This window comes from Glycomyces algeriensis (assembly GCF_027622855.1).
In the GTDB taxonomy this organism is placed as follows: Bacteria; Actinomycetota; Actinomycetes; order Mycobacteriales; family Micromonosporaceae; genus Glycomyces; species Glycomyces algeriensis.
The window spans coordinates 48,401-65,600 of record NZ_JAPZVR010000012.1 but is presented as its reverse complement, the minus strand read 5'-3'; the positions used below and the strand labels follow the sequence as shown (position 1 = coordinate 65,600).

At 70.6% G+C, this 17,200-nt stretch carries 18 protein-coding genes; 8 read left to right on the top strand and 10 right to left on the bottom strand.

Features of this window, described 5'->3' with window-relative positions; all coding sequences use genetic code 11:
* Positions 1–242 precede the first annotated feature (242 nt).
* Positions 243–1,400, top strand: coding sequence for a tRNA dihydrouridine synthase DusB (gene dusB, locus O2L52_RS19285; RefSeq protein ID WP_270117539.1), 1,158 nt, complete (start codon positions 243–245; stop codon positions 1,398–1,400).
* 71 nt (positions 1,401–1,471) lie between these two features.
* Here dusB and O2L52_RS19280 read toward each other — a convergent pair whose 3' ends face one another.
* Both O2L52_RS19280 and O2L52_RS19275 read right to left on the bottom strand, forming a co-directional pair.
* On the bottom strand, positions 1,472–1,726 hold the full coding sequence (locus O2L52_RS19280) for a type B 50S ribosomal protein L31 (RefSeq protein WP_270117537.1): 255 nt from the start codon (positions 1,724–1,726) through the stop codon (positions 1,472–1,474).
* The gene (locus O2L52_RS19275) at positions 1,723–2,979 is read right to left on the bottom strand and encodes a CobW family GTP-binding protein (protein ID WP_270117535.1); all 1,257 of its coding nucleotides are present in this window, start codon (positions 2,977–2,979) and stop codon (positions 1,723–1,725) included. Before O2L52_RS19275 ends, O2L52_RS19280 begins: the two co-directional genes overlap by 4 nt.
* A gap of 63 nt (positions 2,980–3,042) precedes the next feature.
* Between O2L52_RS19275 and rpmB the strand changes: the two genes are divergently transcribed.
* From rpmB to O2L52_RS19255, 4 genes are all read left to right on the top strand, one after another.
* Positions 3,043–3,279, top strand: coding sequence for a 50S ribosomal protein L28 (gene rpmB, locus O2L52_RS19270; protein ID WP_270117533.1), 237 nt, complete (start codon positions 3,043–3,045; stop codon positions 3,277–3,279).
* Position 3,280: 1 nt separating this feature from the next.
* Complete coding sequence (rpmG, locus tag O2L52_RS19265) at positions 3,281–3,451, top strand: 50S ribosomal protein L33 (RefSeq protein ID WP_270117532.1); 171 nt, start codon at positions 3,281–3,283, stop codon at positions 3,449–3,451.
* 41 nt (positions 3,452–3,492) lie between these two features.
* Positions 3,493–3,798, top strand: coding sequence for a 30S ribosomal protein S14 (gene rpsN, locus O2L52_RS19260; protein ID WP_270117530.1), 306 nt, complete (start codon positions 3,493–3,495; stop codon positions 3,796–3,798).
* Between the two features lie 227 nt (positions 3,799–4,025).
* Positions 4,026–4,229 carry a hypothetical protein gene (locus O2L52_RS19255; protein WP_270117528.1) on the top strand — a complete coding sequence of 68 codons (204 nt, stop codon included), beginning with the start codon at positions 4,026–4,028 and terminating at the stop codon, positions 4,227–4,229.
* Positions 4,230–4,277: 48 nt separating this feature from the next.
* Here the strand turns inward: O2L52_RS19255 and O2L52_RS19250 are convergent, their stop codons facing one another.
* Positions 4,278–5,429, bottom strand: a complete 1,152-nt coding sequence (locus O2L52_RS19250) for a hypothetical protein (protein WP_270117527.1) — start codon at positions 5,427–5,429, stop codon at positions 4,278–4,280.
* A 66-nt stretch (positions 5,430–5,495) separates the two neighbouring features.
* Here O2L52_RS19250 and O2L52_RS19245 point away from each other — a divergent pair, with 66 nt between their 5' ends.
* Positions 5,496–6,383, top strand: a complete 888-nt coding sequence (locus O2L52_RS19245; RefSeq protein ID WP_270117526.1) for a hypothetical protein — start codon at positions 5,496–5,498, stop codon at positions 6,381–6,383.
* 4 nt (positions 6,384–6,387) lie between these two features.
* Here O2L52_RS19245 and O2L52_RS19240 read toward each other — a convergent pair whose 3' ends face one another.
* From O2L52_RS19240 to O2L52_RS19230, 3 genes are all read right to left on the bottom strand, one after another.
* A complete protein-coding gene (locus O2L52_RS19240) occupies positions 6,388–7,764 on the bottom strand; it encodes a glycine--tRNA ligase (RefSeq protein ID WP_270117524.1) in 1,377 nt (458 codons plus the stop codon).
* Positions 7,765–7,996: 232 nt separating this feature from the next.
* Positions 7,997–10,900 (bottom strand): tetratricopeptide repeat protein, encoded by a 2,904-nt coding sequence (locus O2L52_RS19235; protein WP_270117523.1) that lies wholly within the window; start codon positions 10,898–10,900, stop codon positions 7,997–7,999.
* A gap of 59 nt (positions 10,901–10,959) precedes the next feature.
* Complete coding sequence (locus O2L52_RS19230; protein ID WP_270117521.1) at positions 10,960–12,771, bottom strand: HSP90 family protein; 1,812 nt, start codon at positions 12,769–12,771, stop codon at positions 10,960–10,962.
* Positions 12,772–13,004: 233 nt separating this feature from the next.
* Here O2L52_RS19230 and O2L52_RS19225 point away from each other — a divergent pair, with 233 nt between their 5' ends.
* Both O2L52_RS19225 and O2L52_RS19220 read left to right on the top strand, forming a co-directional pair.
* A complete protein-coding gene (locus O2L52_RS19225; RefSeq protein ID WP_270117519.1) occupies positions 13,005–14,300 on the top strand; it encodes a hypothetical protein in 1,296 nt (431 codons plus the stop codon).
* 16 nt (positions 14,301–14,316) lie between these two features.
* Positions 14,317–15,072 (top strand): hypothetical protein, encoded by a 756-nt coding sequence (locus O2L52_RS19220; RefSeq protein ID WP_270117518.1) that lies wholly within the window; start codon positions 14,317–14,319, stop codon positions 15,070–15,072.
* A gap of 10 nt (positions 15,073–15,082) precedes the next feature.
* Here the strand turns inward: O2L52_RS19220 and O2L52_RS19215 are convergent, their stop codons facing one another.
* The 4 genes from O2L52_RS19215 to O2L52_RS19200 are packed head-to-tail and all read right to left on the bottom strand — an operon-like array spanning position 15,083 to position 17,193.
* Positions 15,083–16,075, bottom strand: a complete 993-nt coding sequence (locus tag O2L52_RS19215; protein WP_270117517.1) for a hypothetical protein — start codon at positions 16,073–16,075, stop codon at positions 15,083–15,085.
* Positions 16,072–16,446, bottom strand: coding sequence for an antibiotic biosynthesis monooxygenase (locus O2L52_RS19210; RefSeq protein WP_270117515.1), 375 nt, complete (start codon positions 16,444–16,446; stop codon positions 16,072–16,074). Before O2L52_RS19210 ends, O2L52_RS19215 begins: the two co-directional genes overlap by 4 nt.
* Before the next feature lie 10 nt (positions 16,447–16,456).
* On the bottom strand, positions 16,457–16,855 hold the full coding sequence (locus tag O2L52_RS19205; protein ID WP_344472634.1) for a Fur family transcriptional regulator: 399 nt from the start codon (positions 16,853–16,855) through the stop codon (positions 16,457–16,459).
* Between the two features lie 26 nt (positions 16,856–16,881).
* Positions 16,882–17,193, bottom strand: coding sequence for an ArsR/SmtB family transcription factor (locus tag O2L52_RS19200; protein ID WP_270117512.1), 312 nt, complete (start codon positions 17,191–17,193; stop codon positions 16,882–16,884).
* Between the last annotated feature and the right edge of the window lie 7 nt (positions 17,194–17,200).

The following is a 17,200-nucleotide window of genomic DNA, read 5'->3' as shown; positions in this document are numbered from 1 at the left end:
GGGGCGCGTGGGTGACGGTGGACCTCTATTAGACCCAGCCCTTTCTCTGCCCGCCCGGCGATCGCCGGGCGGCCTTCGTCGTTCGACGCGGACCGTGGCGAGCGGTCACGGCAGTACGGCAGCCCCGCCTGCGGCACCGCCGCCGCTACGAAGGGGCGGATTCGCCGCATGGAGGCCGAGGGCTCAGGTGCGGCGCGTCACCGGGTAGGGCGGCCCGCCCGGTCCGCTGGAATAATGGACCGGTGACACAGCAGCTCTCGCTCGCAGGCACCACGGTCGACCCGCCGGTGGTGCTGGCACCCATGGCCGGGATCACGAACCTCCCGTTCCGCAAGCTCTGCCGCGAGCAGGGTGCGGGCATCTACGTCTGCGAGATGATCACGACGGTGGCGCTCACCGAGCGCAACCCGAAGACGATGCGGCTGATCGAGTTCGATCCCGAAGAGCAGACCCGCAGCCTGCAGCTGTACGGCGTCGACCCGGCCGGGATGCGCAAGGCCGTGCAGATGGTCGCCGACGAGAACCTCGCCGACCACATCGACCTCAACTTCGGCTGCCCGGTCCCGAAGGTCACCCGCCGCGGCGGCGGCTCCGCGCTGCCGTGGAAGCGGCGGCTGTTCCGCGAGATCGTGACCGCGGCGGTCGGCGCGGCCGGGAGCATCCCGGTCACCGTGAAGATGCGCAAGGGCATCGACGACGACCACCTCACCTACCTCGAAGCGGGGAAGATCGCCCAGGACGCGGGCGTCGCGTGGGTCGCGCTGCACGGGCGCACCGCCGCCGAGCGGTACTCCGGCACCGCCGACTGGGACGCGATCGCGAGCCTGAAGGAGCACCTGGACCTGCCGGTGCTCGGCAACGGCGACATCTGGGAGGCCGACGACGCGCTGCGCATGGTCGAGCAGACGGGCTGCGACGGCGTCGTGGTCGGCCGCGGGTGCCTGGGGAGGCCCTGGCTCTTCGGGGACCTTGAGGCGGCGTTCAACGGCCGGGAACAGCGCATCATGCCGTCCCTCGGCGAGGTCGCGAAGGTCATGTACCGCCACGCGGAGCTGCTCGTCGAGTGGATCGCGGGCGCCGAGTCGTACGAGGCCCGGCGGAACATCGCCGCCGAGGAGCACGGCTGCCGCGAGTTCCGCAAGCACGTGGCCTGGTACCTCAAGGGCTTCCCGGTCGGGGGCGACATGCGGCGGGCGCTCTCGATGGTCTCCCACCTCAGCGAGCTCGAAGACCTCCTCGGCAAGCTCGAGGCGGACGCACCGTTCCCCGAGTCGACCATCGGCAAGCCGCGCGGCCGCACCAACAGCCCCGGCAAGGTGACCCTCCCGGAGGGCTGGCTCGACGACCGGGACGACCTCACGGTCCCCGAGGGCGCCGAGATCGACTCGTCCGGCGGCTGACGCCGGGCGCGAGACGCGAAAAAGGGGAGGCCTCCGGTGCCGGGAGGCCTCCCCTTCGCTCTTGCCCGCCCTTACTCGGCGGGGGTCTTGCCGTACTTCTTGTAGAACTTGGCGACACGGCCCTCGTCGTCCAGGACGCGGCTCTTACCGGTCCAGAACGGGTGCGACGCCGAAGAGATCTGCACGTCGATCACCGGGTAGGTCTTGCCGTCCTCCCACTCGACGGTCTCGGCCGAACCGACCGTGGACCGGGTGAGGAAGGCGAAGTCCGCGGCGCGGTCGCGGAAGACGACGTAGTCGTATTTCGGGTGAATACCTTGCTTCATTCCTGGTTCCTCTCCTTGCTATCGAAACAACCGTCGAAGGGGTCGGGGTATTCCCGCCAGGCGGCGGCCCCTTCGGCCGCTTCGGCGTCGGTGAGCAGGCAGGCGTCGAGGACGGCCGCGAGCTCGTCTGCCGCGAAGTGGATGCCCACGAACGCGAGTTCGATGCCCCGGTCACCGAAATCGGCGTCCCAGTGCAGGTCGGCGTTGACGCGCCGCTCGGGGCTCGACTCCTCCCACTCCTCGTCGGGGGTGGCCGCGAGCCAGCGCCCCAGGTCGCCCATGGAGACGCCGCCGCCGCTGGACTCCCAGGCCACGATCGTGTCGGGCTGTCCGGCGAGCCACAGGTGGCCGCGGCCGCGCAGGGTGCGGCCGGCCAGCGTCGGGAGCGCCCGGTGGAAGCGCTCGGGGTGGAAGGGGCGGCGGGCGCGGTAGACGGTGGCGACGACGCCGCAGTCGGGTTCGGGCTCGTGGCAGCCGACGGCGTAGCCCTCGAGGCCGCGGCCGTGCGGTTCGGGCGCTTCCGGATCGAAGCGGCCGCTGCGGCGGATGCGCGCGGAGAGCCAGGCCGGTTCGGGAAGGTCGAGCACCAGGTGGCGGGCCCAGGGGTTGAGCCGCTGGAGCAGCACGGACAGGCGCGTGTGCTCGTAGTCCCGCTCGGAGTCAGGTGCCCAGAGGAGCACGGTGTCGGCGAACTCGATCTGGCGGGCGGCGACCTCGGAGACGGAGCGAGTGTCGTCGTCGGCGGCCTGCAGGCGGCGGTCGGCGAGGTCCTGGTCGGAGTCGAGGGTCTCGAGGAGGGTGCCTGGGTCGCAGACGGCGACGACGGAGTCGATGCGGATGGCGTCGGTGACGGGCGCGCCGTCGACGTCGCACCAGCCGCAGGCGGTGGTGACGGCCTCGGGCTCCATCGAGGGCGGGAGGACGAGGGCGAGGTCGACGGCGGGCCGGGCGCGGGCGAGGCGCACGAGGGCCGGGAGGAGGTCTTCGCGGATGGTGCAGTTGATGCAGCCGTGATCGAGGGTCACGCGCTCGTCCTCGATGGGGCCGCGTCCGTCGTGCACGAGGCGGCGGACGGTGCCGTTGTCGAGGAGTTCGGCGAGGTCGTAGGTGACGACGAGGAGGCTCGGGTCGGCGAGGGTGAGCAGGTCGGCGGCCTCGCGGGTCGCTTTGGGGGCGAAGCCGGTCAGGAGTGTCAGGGCCGGCCGGAGGTCGGCCGGTGACACCGAGGAACCGGGTTGGGCGAGCTGGCTCATGAGGCCTCCGATCTAATTGAAAACGATTGTCATTATACTAGAACTTGCGAAGGGAGGACGACAGTGTCCAGAACATGCGAGGTGACCGGCGCCGGGCCCGGCTTCGGCAACAACGTGCCGTGGTCGAAGCAGAAGACCAGGCGCAAGTGGAACGTCAACCTGCAGAGCAAGCGGTACTACCTGCCCAGCGAGGGCCGGCACGTGCGGCTTCGCTTGTCCGCCAAGGGCATCAAGGTGATCGACCGCGACGGCATCGAGTCCGTCGTGGCGCGGCTGCGAGCAGAAGGAAGGAAGATCTGAGATGGCGAGCAAGAGCACCGATGTGCGGCCCGTGGTCAAGCTGCGGTCGACCGCGGGGACCGGCTACACGTACGTGACCCGCAAGAACCGCCGCAACGACCCGGACCGCTTGGTCCTCAAGAAGTACGACCCCGTCGTGCGCAAGCATGTCGAGTTCCGGGAGGAACGCTAGTGACGACCCGGAACCAGAAGCACAGCCGGGAGGACCGCTAGATGGCGAAGAAGAGCATGATCGCCAAGCAGCGGCAGCGGGAGGTGCTGGTCGAGCGCTATCGCGGGCAGCGTGCCGAGCTCAAGCGGCTCGTCGCCCATCCGGGAACCGATCCCGAGGTCCGGGCGGCGGCCGTGGTGCGGCTCCAGAAGCTGCCGCGGGACTCCTCGGCCACGCGCCTGCGCAACCGGGACGTCGTGGACGGGCGCCCGCGCGGGTTCAACCGCAGGTTCGGACTGTCGCGTGTCCGACTCAGGGAAATGGCACACCGCGGCGAATTGCCCGGAGTGCGAAAAGCGTCCTGGTAGTAATTCCCCGCACACCGGGCAAACGCCGCACCAGGTCGGCGCCCTCTTGCGACTCCATGGAATGAAAGCGTTATACGACCGTCGCAAGGGGGCGCTAGTGTGGGCGTTGCGAGTGCGCTGTGAGACTGCTCTCAAGCCCGGAACCATGTGAGCTCCTCCTGCGTTTGACTCGATGAACGAAGGAGCGGCCTCGGCGAAGCTCGCGAGCCGCGATTGAGGAGAGTGCGATGGCCCAGCAATTGGAGACCGCCCCGGCAACGACGCCCGAAGGGGTGAGCGAGCCCAACCCGCTCGCCGCGACCTCCGCCGACGTGCCCGCCAGCCCCGCCGCCCTCTGGGCCTCGGAGAGCCGCGCGAACTACTCCATCACCCACACCGACCAGGTCGAGCACGCCTGGATCGACTGCGGCTGCGTCATCCACAGCGAATAGCGCGTACCGCCGCCATGCCTGGGGCCTGACCTGCGGATCAGGAGCGCCCTAGACCTCGACGAGCGAGCGGCAGTGGTCCTCGAACATCTCGTAGCCGGCGTCGATCGAGAAGCCAACTTCGAAGTCGAACGCCGCGTAGAGCCCGTTCACCCGGATGGGGCAGCTGACCAGCGCCGTGCGCGTCTGGCCGTCCTCGGTAATCTCGACCTGCACTTGCGCCTCGCCAGGCAGGGACGACTCGAGGCCGAAGCCCGCGCCGTGCTCGTACCAGAGCCGCTCTGAGCGCACCTCGGGGTAGACCGCGACCTGCCACTGCGCGCCGGGCGCGAGCGCGAGTTCGCGCGCGGGGTCCTCGGGGAATTTGAACGGGCAGCCCTCGACCGTAGGGTCGGCGGCGCACCCGTCGTAGAACTCGCGCAGGGCCGCGTTCACCGCGTCCTCGCCCTCCTGGGAGACGACCACCCACGGCGAGGGCATCCACTCGTCGAGCACGCCGGACTCGATCTGGAGGAACTTGCTCCCGAGCACCATCATCGCGCCGTCGTCCTCGAACTCCATCGTGGACGGCAGGTCGGGGTAGAACTCGTAGTACCCGGGCAGGAGCAGGATGTAGACGGGCCCCTGCTCCAGGTCGAGCTCGAGCTTGACGCCGTTCAGGTCGAGGTAGTCGAAGGACCCGTAGGCCTCGTGCTCGATCATGGCCCCCTCGATCTCGGCGTGGCCGCGGTCGATCGCCACGTGGTAACGGGTGCCGATGAGGGCGTGGTCCGGGCCCTCGATCTCCGCGTAGACCTCGGCCGTCGCCTTGCCGTCCCCGGTGTCGGTGTACGCGACCTGGGCGACCCGGGTGATCTCCCAGCGCGCGTCGAGCGCCTCGGGCACCAGGTACGGGCCTTCGGCGTCCCTCTGGTCGGTGAAGGCGAGCGCGGCCTCCACATCGCCGTCGTGGACCGCTTCGAGAAATCCGGTGACTGTGGACTCGGCGAGCGGCCGGTGCAGCGGCGACCACTTCACGACCGTGACGACCGCGGCGGCCAGCGCGATGGCGATGGCCGCGTATGCCAAGGCGGCGTTGGGGATCCGCAGAAATCGGCGGGGTTGCGAGGGGGCTGGTTCGGGCTCCGGGCCGGCTTCGCCGACGGCGCCCAGATCGATCATGTGCTCCTCGCCCCACCGCTGCGGAGAGGCGGATTCCGACACGCTCGCTCCTGTGATTCGACTGCTACCGTTGCTGTGGAAAGTGTAGCGGCCTCAGCTAGGAACCCCATGCCCTCGAACCGGTGGCCCAGGCGCCTCGCCCGCGCGGTGCGGGACCTCGCGACCCATGCCCACATGCGAGCGGAGCTCCTGCCGAGCCTGCCGTTCGTGATCGCGCTCGTCGTCTCGGCGGTGGCGCTGGTGGTCGCGGTCGAGCACCGGCCGGCGACGGACGCGAAGGTCGCCTCGGTCGACGAGCAGACCTCCGCGGGCCCCGAGGAGTACACCGACGAGGCGGCCCTCGTCGAGCAGCGGGTCGAGCTCGAGATCGTCGAGCAGGGCTTCAGCAAGATCGTCGACCAGCACGGCGAGGAGCGCATCCTTGTGGCCGTGGTGGTCCGCAACCCGCACGACGGCGAGCTGGTGCCGGGGGCGCTCTCGATCAACACGGAGACCGCGCGCGGCTACCCGGTCAACCTGGACACCCTGTACCTCGGTTCGATCCCGCCGCTCGCGACGGCCTCGGTCGGCTACGTGATGGCCGTCGACGTCACCGCGGTCGAGGTCGAGGACCTGAAGCTGAAGCAGGAGGAGCCCACGGTCCTCTACCCGTCGGAGTACCTGGAGGACGTGGACGGCATGGAGTGGTTCGAGATGTCGCCGCTGCCGGCGTTCTCGTTCACCGGGCTGGAGCCGATGGCGAGCCCGGACGGGTACCGCGTGCACTTCCGGGCCGAGACCGCCGAGGAGACCGATGCGCAGATCGCGGTGCTGTTCCGCGACGGCGACGGGAAGCTGCTCGGGGGGCTCCCCGCCGGCAGCGACTCGGAGTACTACACGGGCGCGTTCCGGACCCTCCCCGAAGGGGTGTCGGATCAGTACGTGGACGTGGCCGCGGAGTGGATACCCGAAGGGGCCGACCTCGATCGGATCGAGATCGGCCCCAGCCGGTACTGACGTCTTACAGGCGCTCGAGCAGGAACCGCTCGACCTGGTCGATGGCGACGCGCTCCTGCTTCATCGAGTCGCGGTCGCGGATGGTCACGGCCTGGTCTTCGAGGGTGTCGAAGTCGACGGTGATGCAGTACGGCGTGCCGATCTCGTCGGCGCGGCGGTAGCGGCGGCCGATCGCGCCGGCGTCGTCGAAGTCGACGTTCCAGCGCTTGCGCAGGGTCGCGGCCAGGTCCTTCGCCTTCGGCGAGAGGTCCTCGTTGCGGCTCAGCGGCAGCACCGCGGCCTTGACCGGCGCCAGGCGCGGGTCGAAGCGGAGCACCGTGCGCTTGTCGACGCCGCCCTTGGTGTTCGGGGCCTCGTCCACGTCGTAGGCCTCGATGAGGAAGGCCAGCACCGAGCGGGTCAGGCCCGCGGCGGGCTCGATCACGTACGGGGTCCAGCGCTCGCCCTTGGCCTGGTCGAAGTACGACAGGTCGGCGCCCGAGTGCTTCGAGTGGGTCGAGAGGTCGAAGTCGGTGCGGTTGGCGATGCCCTCGAGCTCGCCGAACTCGCTGCCGGCGAAGTTGAACTTGTACTCGATGTCGACGGTGCGCTTCGAGTAGTGGGAGAGCTTGTCCTTCGGGTGCTCGTAGCGCCGCAGGTTCGCTTCCTTGAGGCCGAGGTCGACGTACCAGTCCCAGCGGGTCTGCAGCCAGTACTCGTGCCATTCCTCGTCGGTGCCCGGCTCGACGAAGAACTCCATCTCCATCTGCTCGAACTCGCGGGTGCGGAAGATGAAGTTGCCCGGCGTGATCTCGTTGCGGAAGGACTTGCCGGTCTGCGCGATGCCGAACGGGGGCTTGCGGCGGGACGCGGTCATGACGTTCGTGAAGTTCACGAAGATGCCCTGCGCGGTCTCGGGGCGCAGGTAGTGGGTGTTCTCGGTGTCCTCGGTGGCGCCGAGGAAGGTCTTCATCATCCCGTTGAACATGCGCGGCTCGGTGAAGGAGCCGCGGGCGCCGCAGTGCGGGCAGGTGAGGTCGGCGAGGCCGTTCTCGGGCTCGCGGCCGTCGTGCTTCTCCTGGTACGCCTCGATGAGGTGGTCCGCGCGGTAGCGCTTGTGGCAGGACTGGCACTCGGTGAGCGGGTCCGTGAACTCCTCGAGGTGGCCGGAGGCCACCCACACCTGCGGGTTGAGGACGACGGCGGAGTCGAGGCCGACCACGTCGTCGCGCTCGCGCACCATCGCGTTCCACCACTCGCGGCGGATGTTCTCCTTCAGCTCCACGCCGAGCGGGCCGTAGTCCCAAGCGGAGCGGGTGCCCCCGTAGATCTCGGAACTGGGGAAGACGAAGCCGCGGCGTTTGGACAGGCTGATGAGCGCTTCGGTGCGATCTTGGGACACGATGATTCCTCTCGATCCGGCTGGCGGTCGGTGAGACTGCGGATGATTGCTCTCGGTTGAGATCCTCTGGACAGACTGCCCAGGCGGCGGATACTCGGTCAACTCGGTTTCGCTGCTGAGTCGTCCCCGAGTCGCACGTCAAGTACGGTCCGCCAGTGGGCAAGCGTACCTCGCAGCGGACCCGGGACTCGCCGCGGCCCGCTCGGCGGGTCACCGCCTCACAGCACCCCGCTCAGGCTTCTGCCGCACCCTGCCGGAGGTCGGCCAGATGCCCCTCGAAACCCTCCCTGGCCTCGGCGGACTCCGGCGCGGTGAGCCAGGTCAGGGCGTCCTCCCCCACCTCGATCGCGCCCTGCGCGTCGCCGAGCTCGGCCAGCAGCCACATGGTCTGGTGGGCGGTCAGGCTCGCCCGTTCGAGCAGCAGCGGACCCTCCCGGAACACGGCCAGCGCGCGGCGCTGGAGGTCCAGCACCGGCTCGGCCTCGTCGCGGTGCAGGCCCTGCTCGCCGGCCTGGCTCTCCAGGAACTGGAAGGTCAGCTGGGCGTGCTGGCGGTAGGTCTCGCCGAGCTCGAAGCGGGCGGCCTCGCGGAGCGTCTCGGGCGCCTCGGCGTCGGCGCGCACGGTGTGGAGGCGGGCGGCGATCTGCGCCATCGTCTGGAGCCCCTCGCCGAACGCGGCGTCGCCCATGATCGTGCGCAGGAGCCACGCTCGGGAGCGGCTGACGCGGGTCCAGCAGGCCAGGTCGCCGACGGCGTCGGCCGCCTCGATCGCGCGGGTGTACACCTCGAGGGCGTGCTCGTGCTCGCCGAGCTTCTGGAGCAGCTCGCCGGTGAGGAACAGCGTGTCGGCGTACAGGTTGACGAGGTAGTCCTCCTCCGCGGACTCCATGAGCGCCAGGGCCGCGAGGCCGTGCTCCACGCCTTGGCGGGTGTCGCCCTGGCGGTCGTAGGACTCGGCGAGGTTGAAGCGCACGTTGCAGATCCGCCACAGCTCGTGGGGCGGGAGGTCCTCCAGGGCGGCCTCCAGGAGCGGCACGGCCTCGGCGCGGCGGTCGAGCTCGACCAGGGCCACGCCCATGAGGTGGCGGGCGACGGCGGCCGGGACGGTCATGCCCACGGCGTCGCAGTGGACGGAGGCGGCCAGCGCGTGCTCGTAGGTCGCGTCGTGGTCGGCCGCGCGCATGGTGAACTCGGCGGCCTGGAGGTGGAGCTTCGCGGCGACGGTGTGGGAGGGCTCGCCGCCGAGCGCGGCGAGGCCTTCGCGGCAGATGGCAAGGGCCGCTTCGAAGTCGCCGGTGAGGCCGACCTGGTCGGCGAGGTCGGCGCTGGCGCGGGCGACCGCCCAGCCGGCGCCGGCGGCGCGGGCGAGCTCGATCTGGGCGGCGAGGAGCGCGGTCTTCGCGGCGGGGTCGGGTTCGAGGCGGGCGCGCAGGTCGAGGAGGTCGCAGCGGCGGATGAGCGCATAGCGCCGGTCGGGGAAGGCCGCGAGCTCCGCTTCGAGCGTCCGGGCGCGTTCGTCGAGGTCGGCGCGGAGCAGGTCGGGCCTGGCGGTGGCGGCGAGGTACTCGGCGCGCATGGCGAGGACCTGGCTGGTGTGGAAGCTGCGGTCGTCGATGCGCTGCTCCGCGCTCAGGGTGCGGGCGGCGGCGGTGATGCGGCCGGCGCCGTCGCCGATGGCCTCGGGCTCGGTCTCGGAGCGGTGGATGAGGAGGAAGGACTCGGCGACGAGGGCGCGGCCGGGCTGGGCCGCGAGCCCGAAGAGCTCGATGGCGCGGGTGAGCCCCGATGCGACGGCCTCGGGGTCGTCGGACTGGGCCGATTCGGCGTGCGCGATCTCGGCGCGGTGCTCCGGGATGAGCTCGATGCCGAGCGCGTCCGCGAGGGCGCCGACGCGGAGCCAGGCCTTCCACGTGTCGGGCGAGCAGTCGTCGTAGGCGGCGTACGCGGCGTCGATCGCGGCGTCGAGGTCGGGCCCCTGGACCTCCTCGGGGGCCGGGAGCAGTGCGGCCACTTTCGGCTTGGGCTCCTTGAGGCCCAGGTGGACCGGCTTCTCGTAGGGAGTGGACTCGGTGACGCAGACGGACATCCGGGAGTGGTGGTCGTTGCCGTTGCGGGCGTCGAAGCGGGCGCAGATCGCGGCCCGCTCGGCCTCGGCCCAGTCGTGGAGCGTCGCGACGGTCCAGTCGGTCCCGGTGGGGCCGGGCATCGCCGTGTCGGTGAACCCGAGGGCGGTGAGGCGCCGGCAGGTGAGGACGGTGACCTCCATGAGGCGCTGGCGGTCGCGCACGCCGAGGTCGAGGTCGTAGAAGCGGGCGTGGTCGGTGAGGATCTCGAGGGCGCGGTGCTCGTTGCCGGTGAGGGCGCAGAACTCGACATGGAGGGCCCACATGTGCACCATGTCCTCCTTGCCCTTGCACATCGGGTAGCCGCGCAGGTGGTTGGCGCGGGCCTCGTCGATGCGGCCGAGCTCGACCAGGGGCAGGAGGGAGAGCGCGAGCCCGTAGTGGGGTTCGTGGGCGCAGGTCTGCTCGCCGGAGAGGACCGGTTCGAGCATCTCCATCGCGGCGTCGGCGGCGTCCTCCTCGGCGTAGAACACGATGGTGGCCAGCGAGGTGTACTGGCAGGCGGTGCAGTCGGACATCTCGTCCTCCTCGGCCTCGCCGAGGGCCTCGATGGCGGCGGCGACCCGGTCGTAGTCGCCCACGTGGTAGGCCAGCTGCATCTCGTAGGCGGCCGGGGCGTGCATGGAGTAGCCGGCCTCGCGGTAGCGGCGGCGCATCTCCTCGAGCCAGTGCTCGATGGATTCGAGCGGCACGTCGGGCTGCTCGATCATCGTGTCGACGATCCACTTGAACGTCCAGTACAGGGAGCGCGTCAGGTAGGCGTCGAAGTGCGCGGGCTGGGAGTCGAAGTTGCGCAGGAGGCGGGCGAAGGGGACGAGGAGTCGGGTGGAGTCGCGGGAGAACTCGTAGGCGTCGACGAGGCCGTTGAGGGCGTAGTTCTGCAGTTCGGGGTCGCCGACGGCGTCGGCGGCCTCGACCGCCCGCTCGAGGGCCGCGACCTTCGCCTCACTGGCCTCTTCGAAGCGGGCCTCGTTGAGCAGTCGCCAGATCTCGTCGGGGTCGGGAGTGGCCATACCAGTCCTTAACTGTCCTATGTGAGGAGTGAGCCGCGGGTCAGACGATGGGGTGCGGCTCAGTCCTGCGTGATGTGTTCCAGCAGGTTCATGAAGGAACGGTTGAGGAGCGCGGTGTCGGCGCTGCGCAGCGGCCGGTGGCTCATCAAGAGCGCCTGGCCGTACAGGGATTCGACCGCGGTGCCCGCGAGCTGGGGGTCGCCGATGGCACTGACGCGGCGGACGGTGGGGTTGCGGTGGTTGAGGACGAGCTGGGCGCGGGGCGCGTGCTGCTTGATGGAGGCGAGGATGCCGCCCCACAGGTCGTCGGCCTCGGCTTCGGCTTCGGCCCGTTGGCGTTCGCGGCGGGACTCGCGGTCGTCGAGGAGCAGCGCGGGTACTGAGACGGGGTTGAACTCGCGCACGACCACGTCCACGTCGACGCTGTCGAGGCGGGCGCGGGCGGCATTGAGGAAGGGGTGCAGTGCGAGCTCGGTGCCGGTGTCGACCGGGTCGAGGCTCGCCGAGATCACGCCCGGCTGCAGGTTCTCGACCTTGACCTGCGGGTCGAGGCGCGGCAGGGCCTGCACGAGCTCCGCGTCGTAGGTGTAGCCGCCGTTGACGACGCCGATGCCCTGCGCGGCGGCGATCGGGGCGACCTGCCGGTACTCGTCCACGCTGGAGGCCAGGTAGATCGGCTGGTGGGCGCGGGCGAAGTCGGGCAGGTTGGTGTGCCCGGCGGTGGTCTCGAACCGCAGCCACGGCAGCATCGCCGCGAGCAGTTCCGGGTCGTGGCGGGCGAGGGCCTTCACGCCGAGCTCGTGCACGGCGAGGAAGGACTCGAGGCGGTGCGGGTCCTCGGCGGCGAGGCGGGAGATCCACTCGCGGATCTGCGCGCCGATCGCGTCCCGGGCGACCGCGAGCGCCTCGTCGTCGTAGAGCGATTCGCGGGAGGCGGTGGGGCGCAAGGAGTCCGTGTCGATCACGCAACGGACGAAGAACGCCCACTCGGGGACCAGGTTGTCCGCGGTGTCGGTCAGGAGCATCCGCTTGAGGTGCACGCGGTGCGCCGGGCGGGTCGAAGGGGAGGTGGCGTGCGGGAGGACGAACGCGACGCCCTTGATGCCGGCGAGCGGCACGTCGAGGTCGATCACGTCGAGCGGCGGGAAGCCCAGCACCTGCTCGCAGTAGGTGTTCAGGGCGAGGCGGCGGGCCGTCGCAGTCGGATGCCGCCGTTCCCACAGCGGCGGCGTGTCGGAGATGTCGACCGGCGTGCCGCCGTCGGAGACGGTGATGCGCACCGGCAGCAGCGACCCGTACTCGCGGGCGAGGTCGGCGACCCGCTTGGGCTGCAGCCAGTCCTCGCCGCGGCGGGCCACGAGCTCGACCGTGGTGCCCGGCTCGGGGTGCTCGCCGGGCGGCACCTCGGTGACGGTGTACGAGCCGTCGTCGCGGGCGGTCCACCGGACCACCGGCGCCGCCGGGTCCTTGGCCGAGCGCGAGGTCACGGTGATGGCCGAGGCGACGGTGAAGCACGCGAGCAGGCCGATGCCGAACTGCCCCAGGAAGTCCCGGCGCGCGCCCTCGATCTCCTCGTCCCGCTTGGAGGAGCCGCCGATCGTCGCGAGCAGCTTGTGGACCTCATCGACGGTGAGGCCCACACCGGGATCGGTGATCCGCAGGCGCTTGCCGTCGGCGATGATCGCGACGTGCTGGTCCCCGGGCGCGAAGCCCGGGTCGGTCTGAGCGCGGGCGGTGATGGCGTCGACCGCGTTCTGCAGCAGCTCGCGCACGTAGACCTTCGGCGAGGAGTACAGGTGGTGGGACAAGAGGTCCACCAGGCCGCGCAGATCCACTTGGAAGGTATGGGAGGTGGGCGTCGTCTCAGCCACAGCGCGTCCTGCTTCACTCGGAGGTCGTTCGGCGTCAGTCAGACTAGCAAACCGCCGCATCACGGGAACGCGTGAAAAGGACCCTCAGGACGAACAGGGACGCGGAGCGCTTGCGGCCCTTCAGAGATGCCGTAAACCGGCACGCACCGCCCGATTGGGCACCGCCCGGATGGGTGAGGTCCGGTAAGGTGACCGCTACCGAAGCCCCAGAAGCCAAGAGGAACTCACCCCGCATGACGATGCCGCCCCCGCCCCCGGACCGGATGCACCTCCAGTACCAGCCCGCCCCGCCGCCACCGCAGGGCCCGCAGCAGATGGGGCCCGCCGGGGCGTACGGCCCGGCGCAGTACGCCCCCGGTCAACCCGTACCGGGGCAGATGCCCGTGGGCATGTCGCCTTCCGCGATGCTTGCGAGCGGTCAATTTGCACAGGTCAAGCCCGGCACGATCACCGGCATCCAGGTCATCCTCTACATCTTCTTGGCGCTCAGCGCGATCGGGAACGTCTTCTCGATCATGGGCATGGTCGAGTTCTTCAACCCGTTCAGCCTCATCGGGCTCGGGTTCGCCGTGTACTCGGCGATCCAGTCGCTCGCCAGCGGCGTGCAGATCTCGCGCGGCAAGCGCTGGGCGTGGATCTGGTCGCTCGTGAGCGCCATCCTGGGCCTCGCCCTGGCCTGCACCGGGATCGTCTACGGGACCATCTTCTGGGACACCGGCGGCGACGTCATGCTCCTGATCACCTGCCCGCTCGCGGCCCTCTACGGCACGCTCCTGATCCTCCTCTGCACCAAGTCCGCCAGGCAGTGGATCCTCATGCACCGCATCCAGCGAGGCGAAGTGCAGGTCCCGGGGATGCCCATGGGCGCGATGCCCGGCATGGGCGGCACGGGCGGCACCGCCCAGGCACCGGCCGCGCCGCAGCGACCCGACACGCGGCCGGCCGCGGCCACGTTCCTCGTCGCCGTGCTCGGCCTGACCGTCGCGCTGAGCGCGTGGACCGTTTACGGCAGCGTCCGGTCCATGATGATGCTGGCCGGCACGGCCGCAATGGACTTTCACGACCCCGCGCTGATGTACGGCGCGCGGATCGCGCTCATAGCGGGCTGCGTCGCCTTCCTCGCGCTGGTGGGCGCCCTGATCTCGGCCCTCGGCGTACACCGTGGAAAGTTCGGCGCCCGCGTGTACACGCTCATCTGGACGCCCCTCGTCTTCCTCTGCGCCGCATTGCTGGCCTTCGTCAACCTGCGCGAATACCTCCACTGGGCGGACGTGATGCCGCCCCCGGCCCGCACGGCCTGGACCATCGACATCGTCCTCGACCTCGCGCTGGTCGCGTTGATCGTCACCGCCTTCATCACCGTCCTGACACCTGCGGTGAAGTCGTGGACGCCCGGAAAACCCGCGGTCGCGAACATCGTCTTCGTCCCCATGGGACAACCGCAGGCCCCGCAGCAGCCGGGACCGTACGGCGGCCAGCCCCAGCAGGGCTATCCTCAGCAGCAGCAGCAATACCCGCCCCAGTACTGAACCCTCAAGGCAGGCAATGTCCTTCAACCAGGCACCCCCACTTGCCGGGCCGGGCGGGGCGTACGGCCCGGTCCCGGCGCGAGCCGACCAGATCGTTCCCGGCGGTGCCGTCGACCTCGGCATGGCCAAACCCCGCACCGTCACCGGGATCCAGACGATCCTGTGGCTCTTCGCGGTGCTCGCCGCCGGCGGCGACCTGATCGCAGCCCTCACCATGGCCGAGAAACTCAACCCGCTGAGTCTGATCAGCCTTGTCTACGCGATCTACGCGACCATCCAGGCGGTCGTCACGCCCCTCCAGATCGCGCAGGGCAAGCGCTGGGCGTGGATCTGGGCGGTCGTGAGCGCGGTCCTGGGCATCGCGGTCGCGCTGACCGCCACCATGTTCGGCATGACGATCCTCGACCGGACGACGTGGCCGGTGCTGGGCGGCATCGCGGTCGGTCTGCTCTACGCGGCCCTGCTCGCCCTGCTCCTGTCGAAGCCGGCGCGGGCCTGGATCCTCATGAACCGCGTCAAACGCGGTGAGATCACGATGCAGCAGGCGGCGGCGGTGCACCCGGTCCCCCGACAGCCCGGACCTCGGTACCGGGCGCCGTTCGAGGCGGCCCAGCCGCCTGCGCCGCAACCGGTTCTGGAAACGCCCGCACCGGCGGCACCTCCGCCGGGGCACGCACCGCAGCGGCCGCAGGGACCGCCGCCCCGGCAGCACTGCGCGATCCATCAGCACGGGCCGTGCCGGTGCCGGGTCCCGCAGGGGCCGGTTCGCTAGAGCGGCAGGGCTATCCGGCCGACTCCCAGCCGCACACGCTGGTGGTGAGGCTCTCGGAGGTCTGCTCGATGGGGATGACCAGCTCGATCGCGGAGCCGTCGTCGAACTCGACCGTGACGTTCCCGGTGCTGGGGTCCATGGGCTGGACCTCGGCGCCCTCGGCGTCCCAGGAGTCCCACTCGTCCGTGTAGTCCTGGACGGGGCGCTCGCGGAGGGAGTCGCAGAGCATCGCGTAGGCGGTGTCCCAGTCGTCCTGGGCGACCGCGCCGATGAAGTCCTCGGCGGTGCCCTCGACCTTGTCGGTGATCGAGTTCGTGAAGACGAAGAGGGCGAACACGACGGCGAGGACGACGACGATGATTGCCACCGCACCGCCGGTGATGCCGAAGCCGAGCTTCACGCCGAAGTGCCGGGAGTGCCCGGTCGGCGGGGCCGCGAACGGGACCGGCACACCGGTGGGCGGCGGCGGGCTGGAAGGCGCGGGCGAGGGCTCGACCTCTTTGGTCGTGGGCGGCAGCGCGAGCGTCTGGTCGGTCTCGGGCGAGAGCGCGACGGGCGCGCTCGTCTCGGCCGAGATCGGTTCGGGGACGGAGGGTTCGGGCGCCATCGGGATGGGGGGCGCGCCGGCCTCGGGGGCGATCTGCTCCGGAGCGGAGTACTGCGTGAAGTTCGCCTGAGTCGCGGCATCGACCACGGGTTCGACGGAGGTGTGCGGCTCGGCCTCGACCGTTTCGTGCGATTGGGAGTCCGGTTCGGGCGCTGGCGCGGCGGTCTCGGCCGGGAGCGGCGGGGTCGGTTCGAGGGGGATCGGTTCGACCGGGACCGACATCGGCACGGGCTCGGCCGACGGGCCCGGCGGGGAGGCAGCCGGGCTCGGCGGGGAGGCGGGCGCGAGGACTTCCGGGTTGGGGACGGAGGGCTCGGGCTCCATCGGGATCGGCGGCAGGTCGGGCTCGGCGTCGCGGTCCTGTTCGGGCCTTCCGGGGTTCGGCCGGTCGCTCATCGGGCGGCCTCCCGGCGGGCCTGGTCGGGGTCGGCCTCGCGGTCCGAGCCGGTGCGCCGCGGTTCGCCGCCCGGCTCGCATTCGGCGAGCACTTCGAAGCCGGAGGCTTCGGGCAGGGCGCGGGAGAGGAGCGGGGTGGCCATCTTCACCTGGAAGGCGGAGAGCGCCCGGCGGTAGGAGCCGACGTCGCTCCACTCGGTCCAGAGCATCCAGGTGGCGTCCTCGCCGTCGGTGAAGGAGTCGAGCGCGCGGCCCAGGCCGCCGCGTTCGTAGCCACCGCAGGAGGCCAGCGCGGCGAGGGCGCCCTCGGCGTCGCGGGCGAAGGCCTCCGTCTCGCCTTCGGTTACGGCGAAACGATATACAACCAGCACGGCGCCCAGCCTACTGCGCTTTGAACGACTGCGAGCACTCGGCGCAGAGGCCGTGGAGTTCGAGCGTGTGCCCGACCTCGGTGAAGCCGTGGTCGGCCGCGACCTTGTTGGCCCAGCGCTCGACGGTGGGCCCGGCGACCTCGACCGTGCGCCCGCACGAGCGGCACACGAGGTGGTGGTGGTGCTCCTCGGCGGAGCAGAGGCGGTAGAGGTGGTCGCCCCCGGGCAGGCGCATGACGTCGACGATGTCGGCCTCGGCGAAGGCCTGGAGGGTCCGGTAGACGGTGGTGAGGCCGATCTTGGAGCCGGCTTCGCGGAGGATCGCGTGGAGGTCCTGGGCGGAGCGGAACGCGTCGTCGTGCTCGAGCAGTTCGAGGATCGCGGTCCGCTGCTTGGTTGAGCGGGCCATGTTCTCGGCCGGAGGCTTGGTGGCCACTAGCGTTCCTCTCGGGCGTGGTGGACGGCGTCGGTGACGATGTGCGCGATGTGGTCGTCGATGAGCGAGTAGGAGATCTCACGGCCCGACCGGGTGCCGCGCACGATACCCGCTCCCCGGAGCACCCGCAAATGCTGGGAGACGAGCGGCTGGGTCACGCGCAGGGTCTCGACGATCTGGTGCACGTACTTCGGCCCGGCGGCCAGCTCCATGACGATCGCGATCCGCAGCGGAGCGGCGAGGGCGCGCAGGAGCTCCCCTGCCGCTTCGTAGTCGGCTGGGGTCTCAGGTGACTCGGTCTCGGTCCGCACACTGCAA

What these genes read in the sequence shown, in the direction of transcription:
- O2L52_RS19245 (WP_270117526.1), top strand. Translation starts at nt 5,496, where the DNA reads ATGCCCTCGAACCGGTGGCCCAGGCGCCTCGCCCGCGCGGTGCGGGAC.
- O2L52_RS19255 (WP_270117528.1), top strand. Translation starts at nt 4,026, where the DNA reads ATGGCCCAGCAATTGGAGACCGCCCCGGCAACGACGCCCGAAGGGGTG.
- O2L52_RS19235 (WP_270117523.1), bottom strand. Translation starts at nt 10,900, where the DNA reads ATGGCCACTCCCGACCCCGACGAGATCTGGCGACTGCTCAACGAGGCC.
- O2L52_RS19215 (WP_270117517.1), bottom strand. Translation starts at nt 16,075, where the DNA reads ATGAGCGACCGGCCGAACCCCGGAAGGCCCGAACAGGACCGCGACGCC.
- O2L52_RS19205 (WP_344472634.1), bottom strand. Translation starts at nt 16,855, where the DNA reads ATGGCCCGCTCAACCAAGCAGCGGACCGCGATCCTCGAACTGCTCGAG.
- O2L52_RS19220 (WP_270117518.1), top strand. Translation starts at nt 14,317, where the DNA reads ATGTCCTTCAACCAGGCACCCCCACTTGCCGGGCCGGGCGGGGCGTAC.
- rpsN (WP_270117530.1), top strand. Translation starts at nt 3,493, where the DNA reads ATGGCGAAGAAGAGCATGATCGCCAAGCAGCGGCAGCGGGAGGTGCTG.
- rpmG (WP_270117532.1), top strand. Translation starts at nt 3,281, where the DNA reads ATGGCGAGCAAGAGCACCGATGTGCGGCCCGTGGTCAAGCTGCGGTCG.
- O2L52_RS19280 (WP_270117537.1), bottom strand. Translation starts at nt 1,726, where the DNA reads ATGAAGCAAGGTATTCACCCGAAATACGACTACGTCGTCTTCCGCGAC.
- O2L52_RS19225 (WP_270117519.1), top strand. Translation starts at nt 13,005, where the DNA reads ATGACGATGCCGCCCCCGCCCCCGGACCGGATGCACCTCCAGTACCAG.
- O2L52_RS19275 (WP_270117535.1), bottom strand. Translation starts at nt 2,979, where the DNA reads ATGAGCCAGCTCGCCCAACCCGGTTCCTCGGTGTCACCGGCCGACCTC.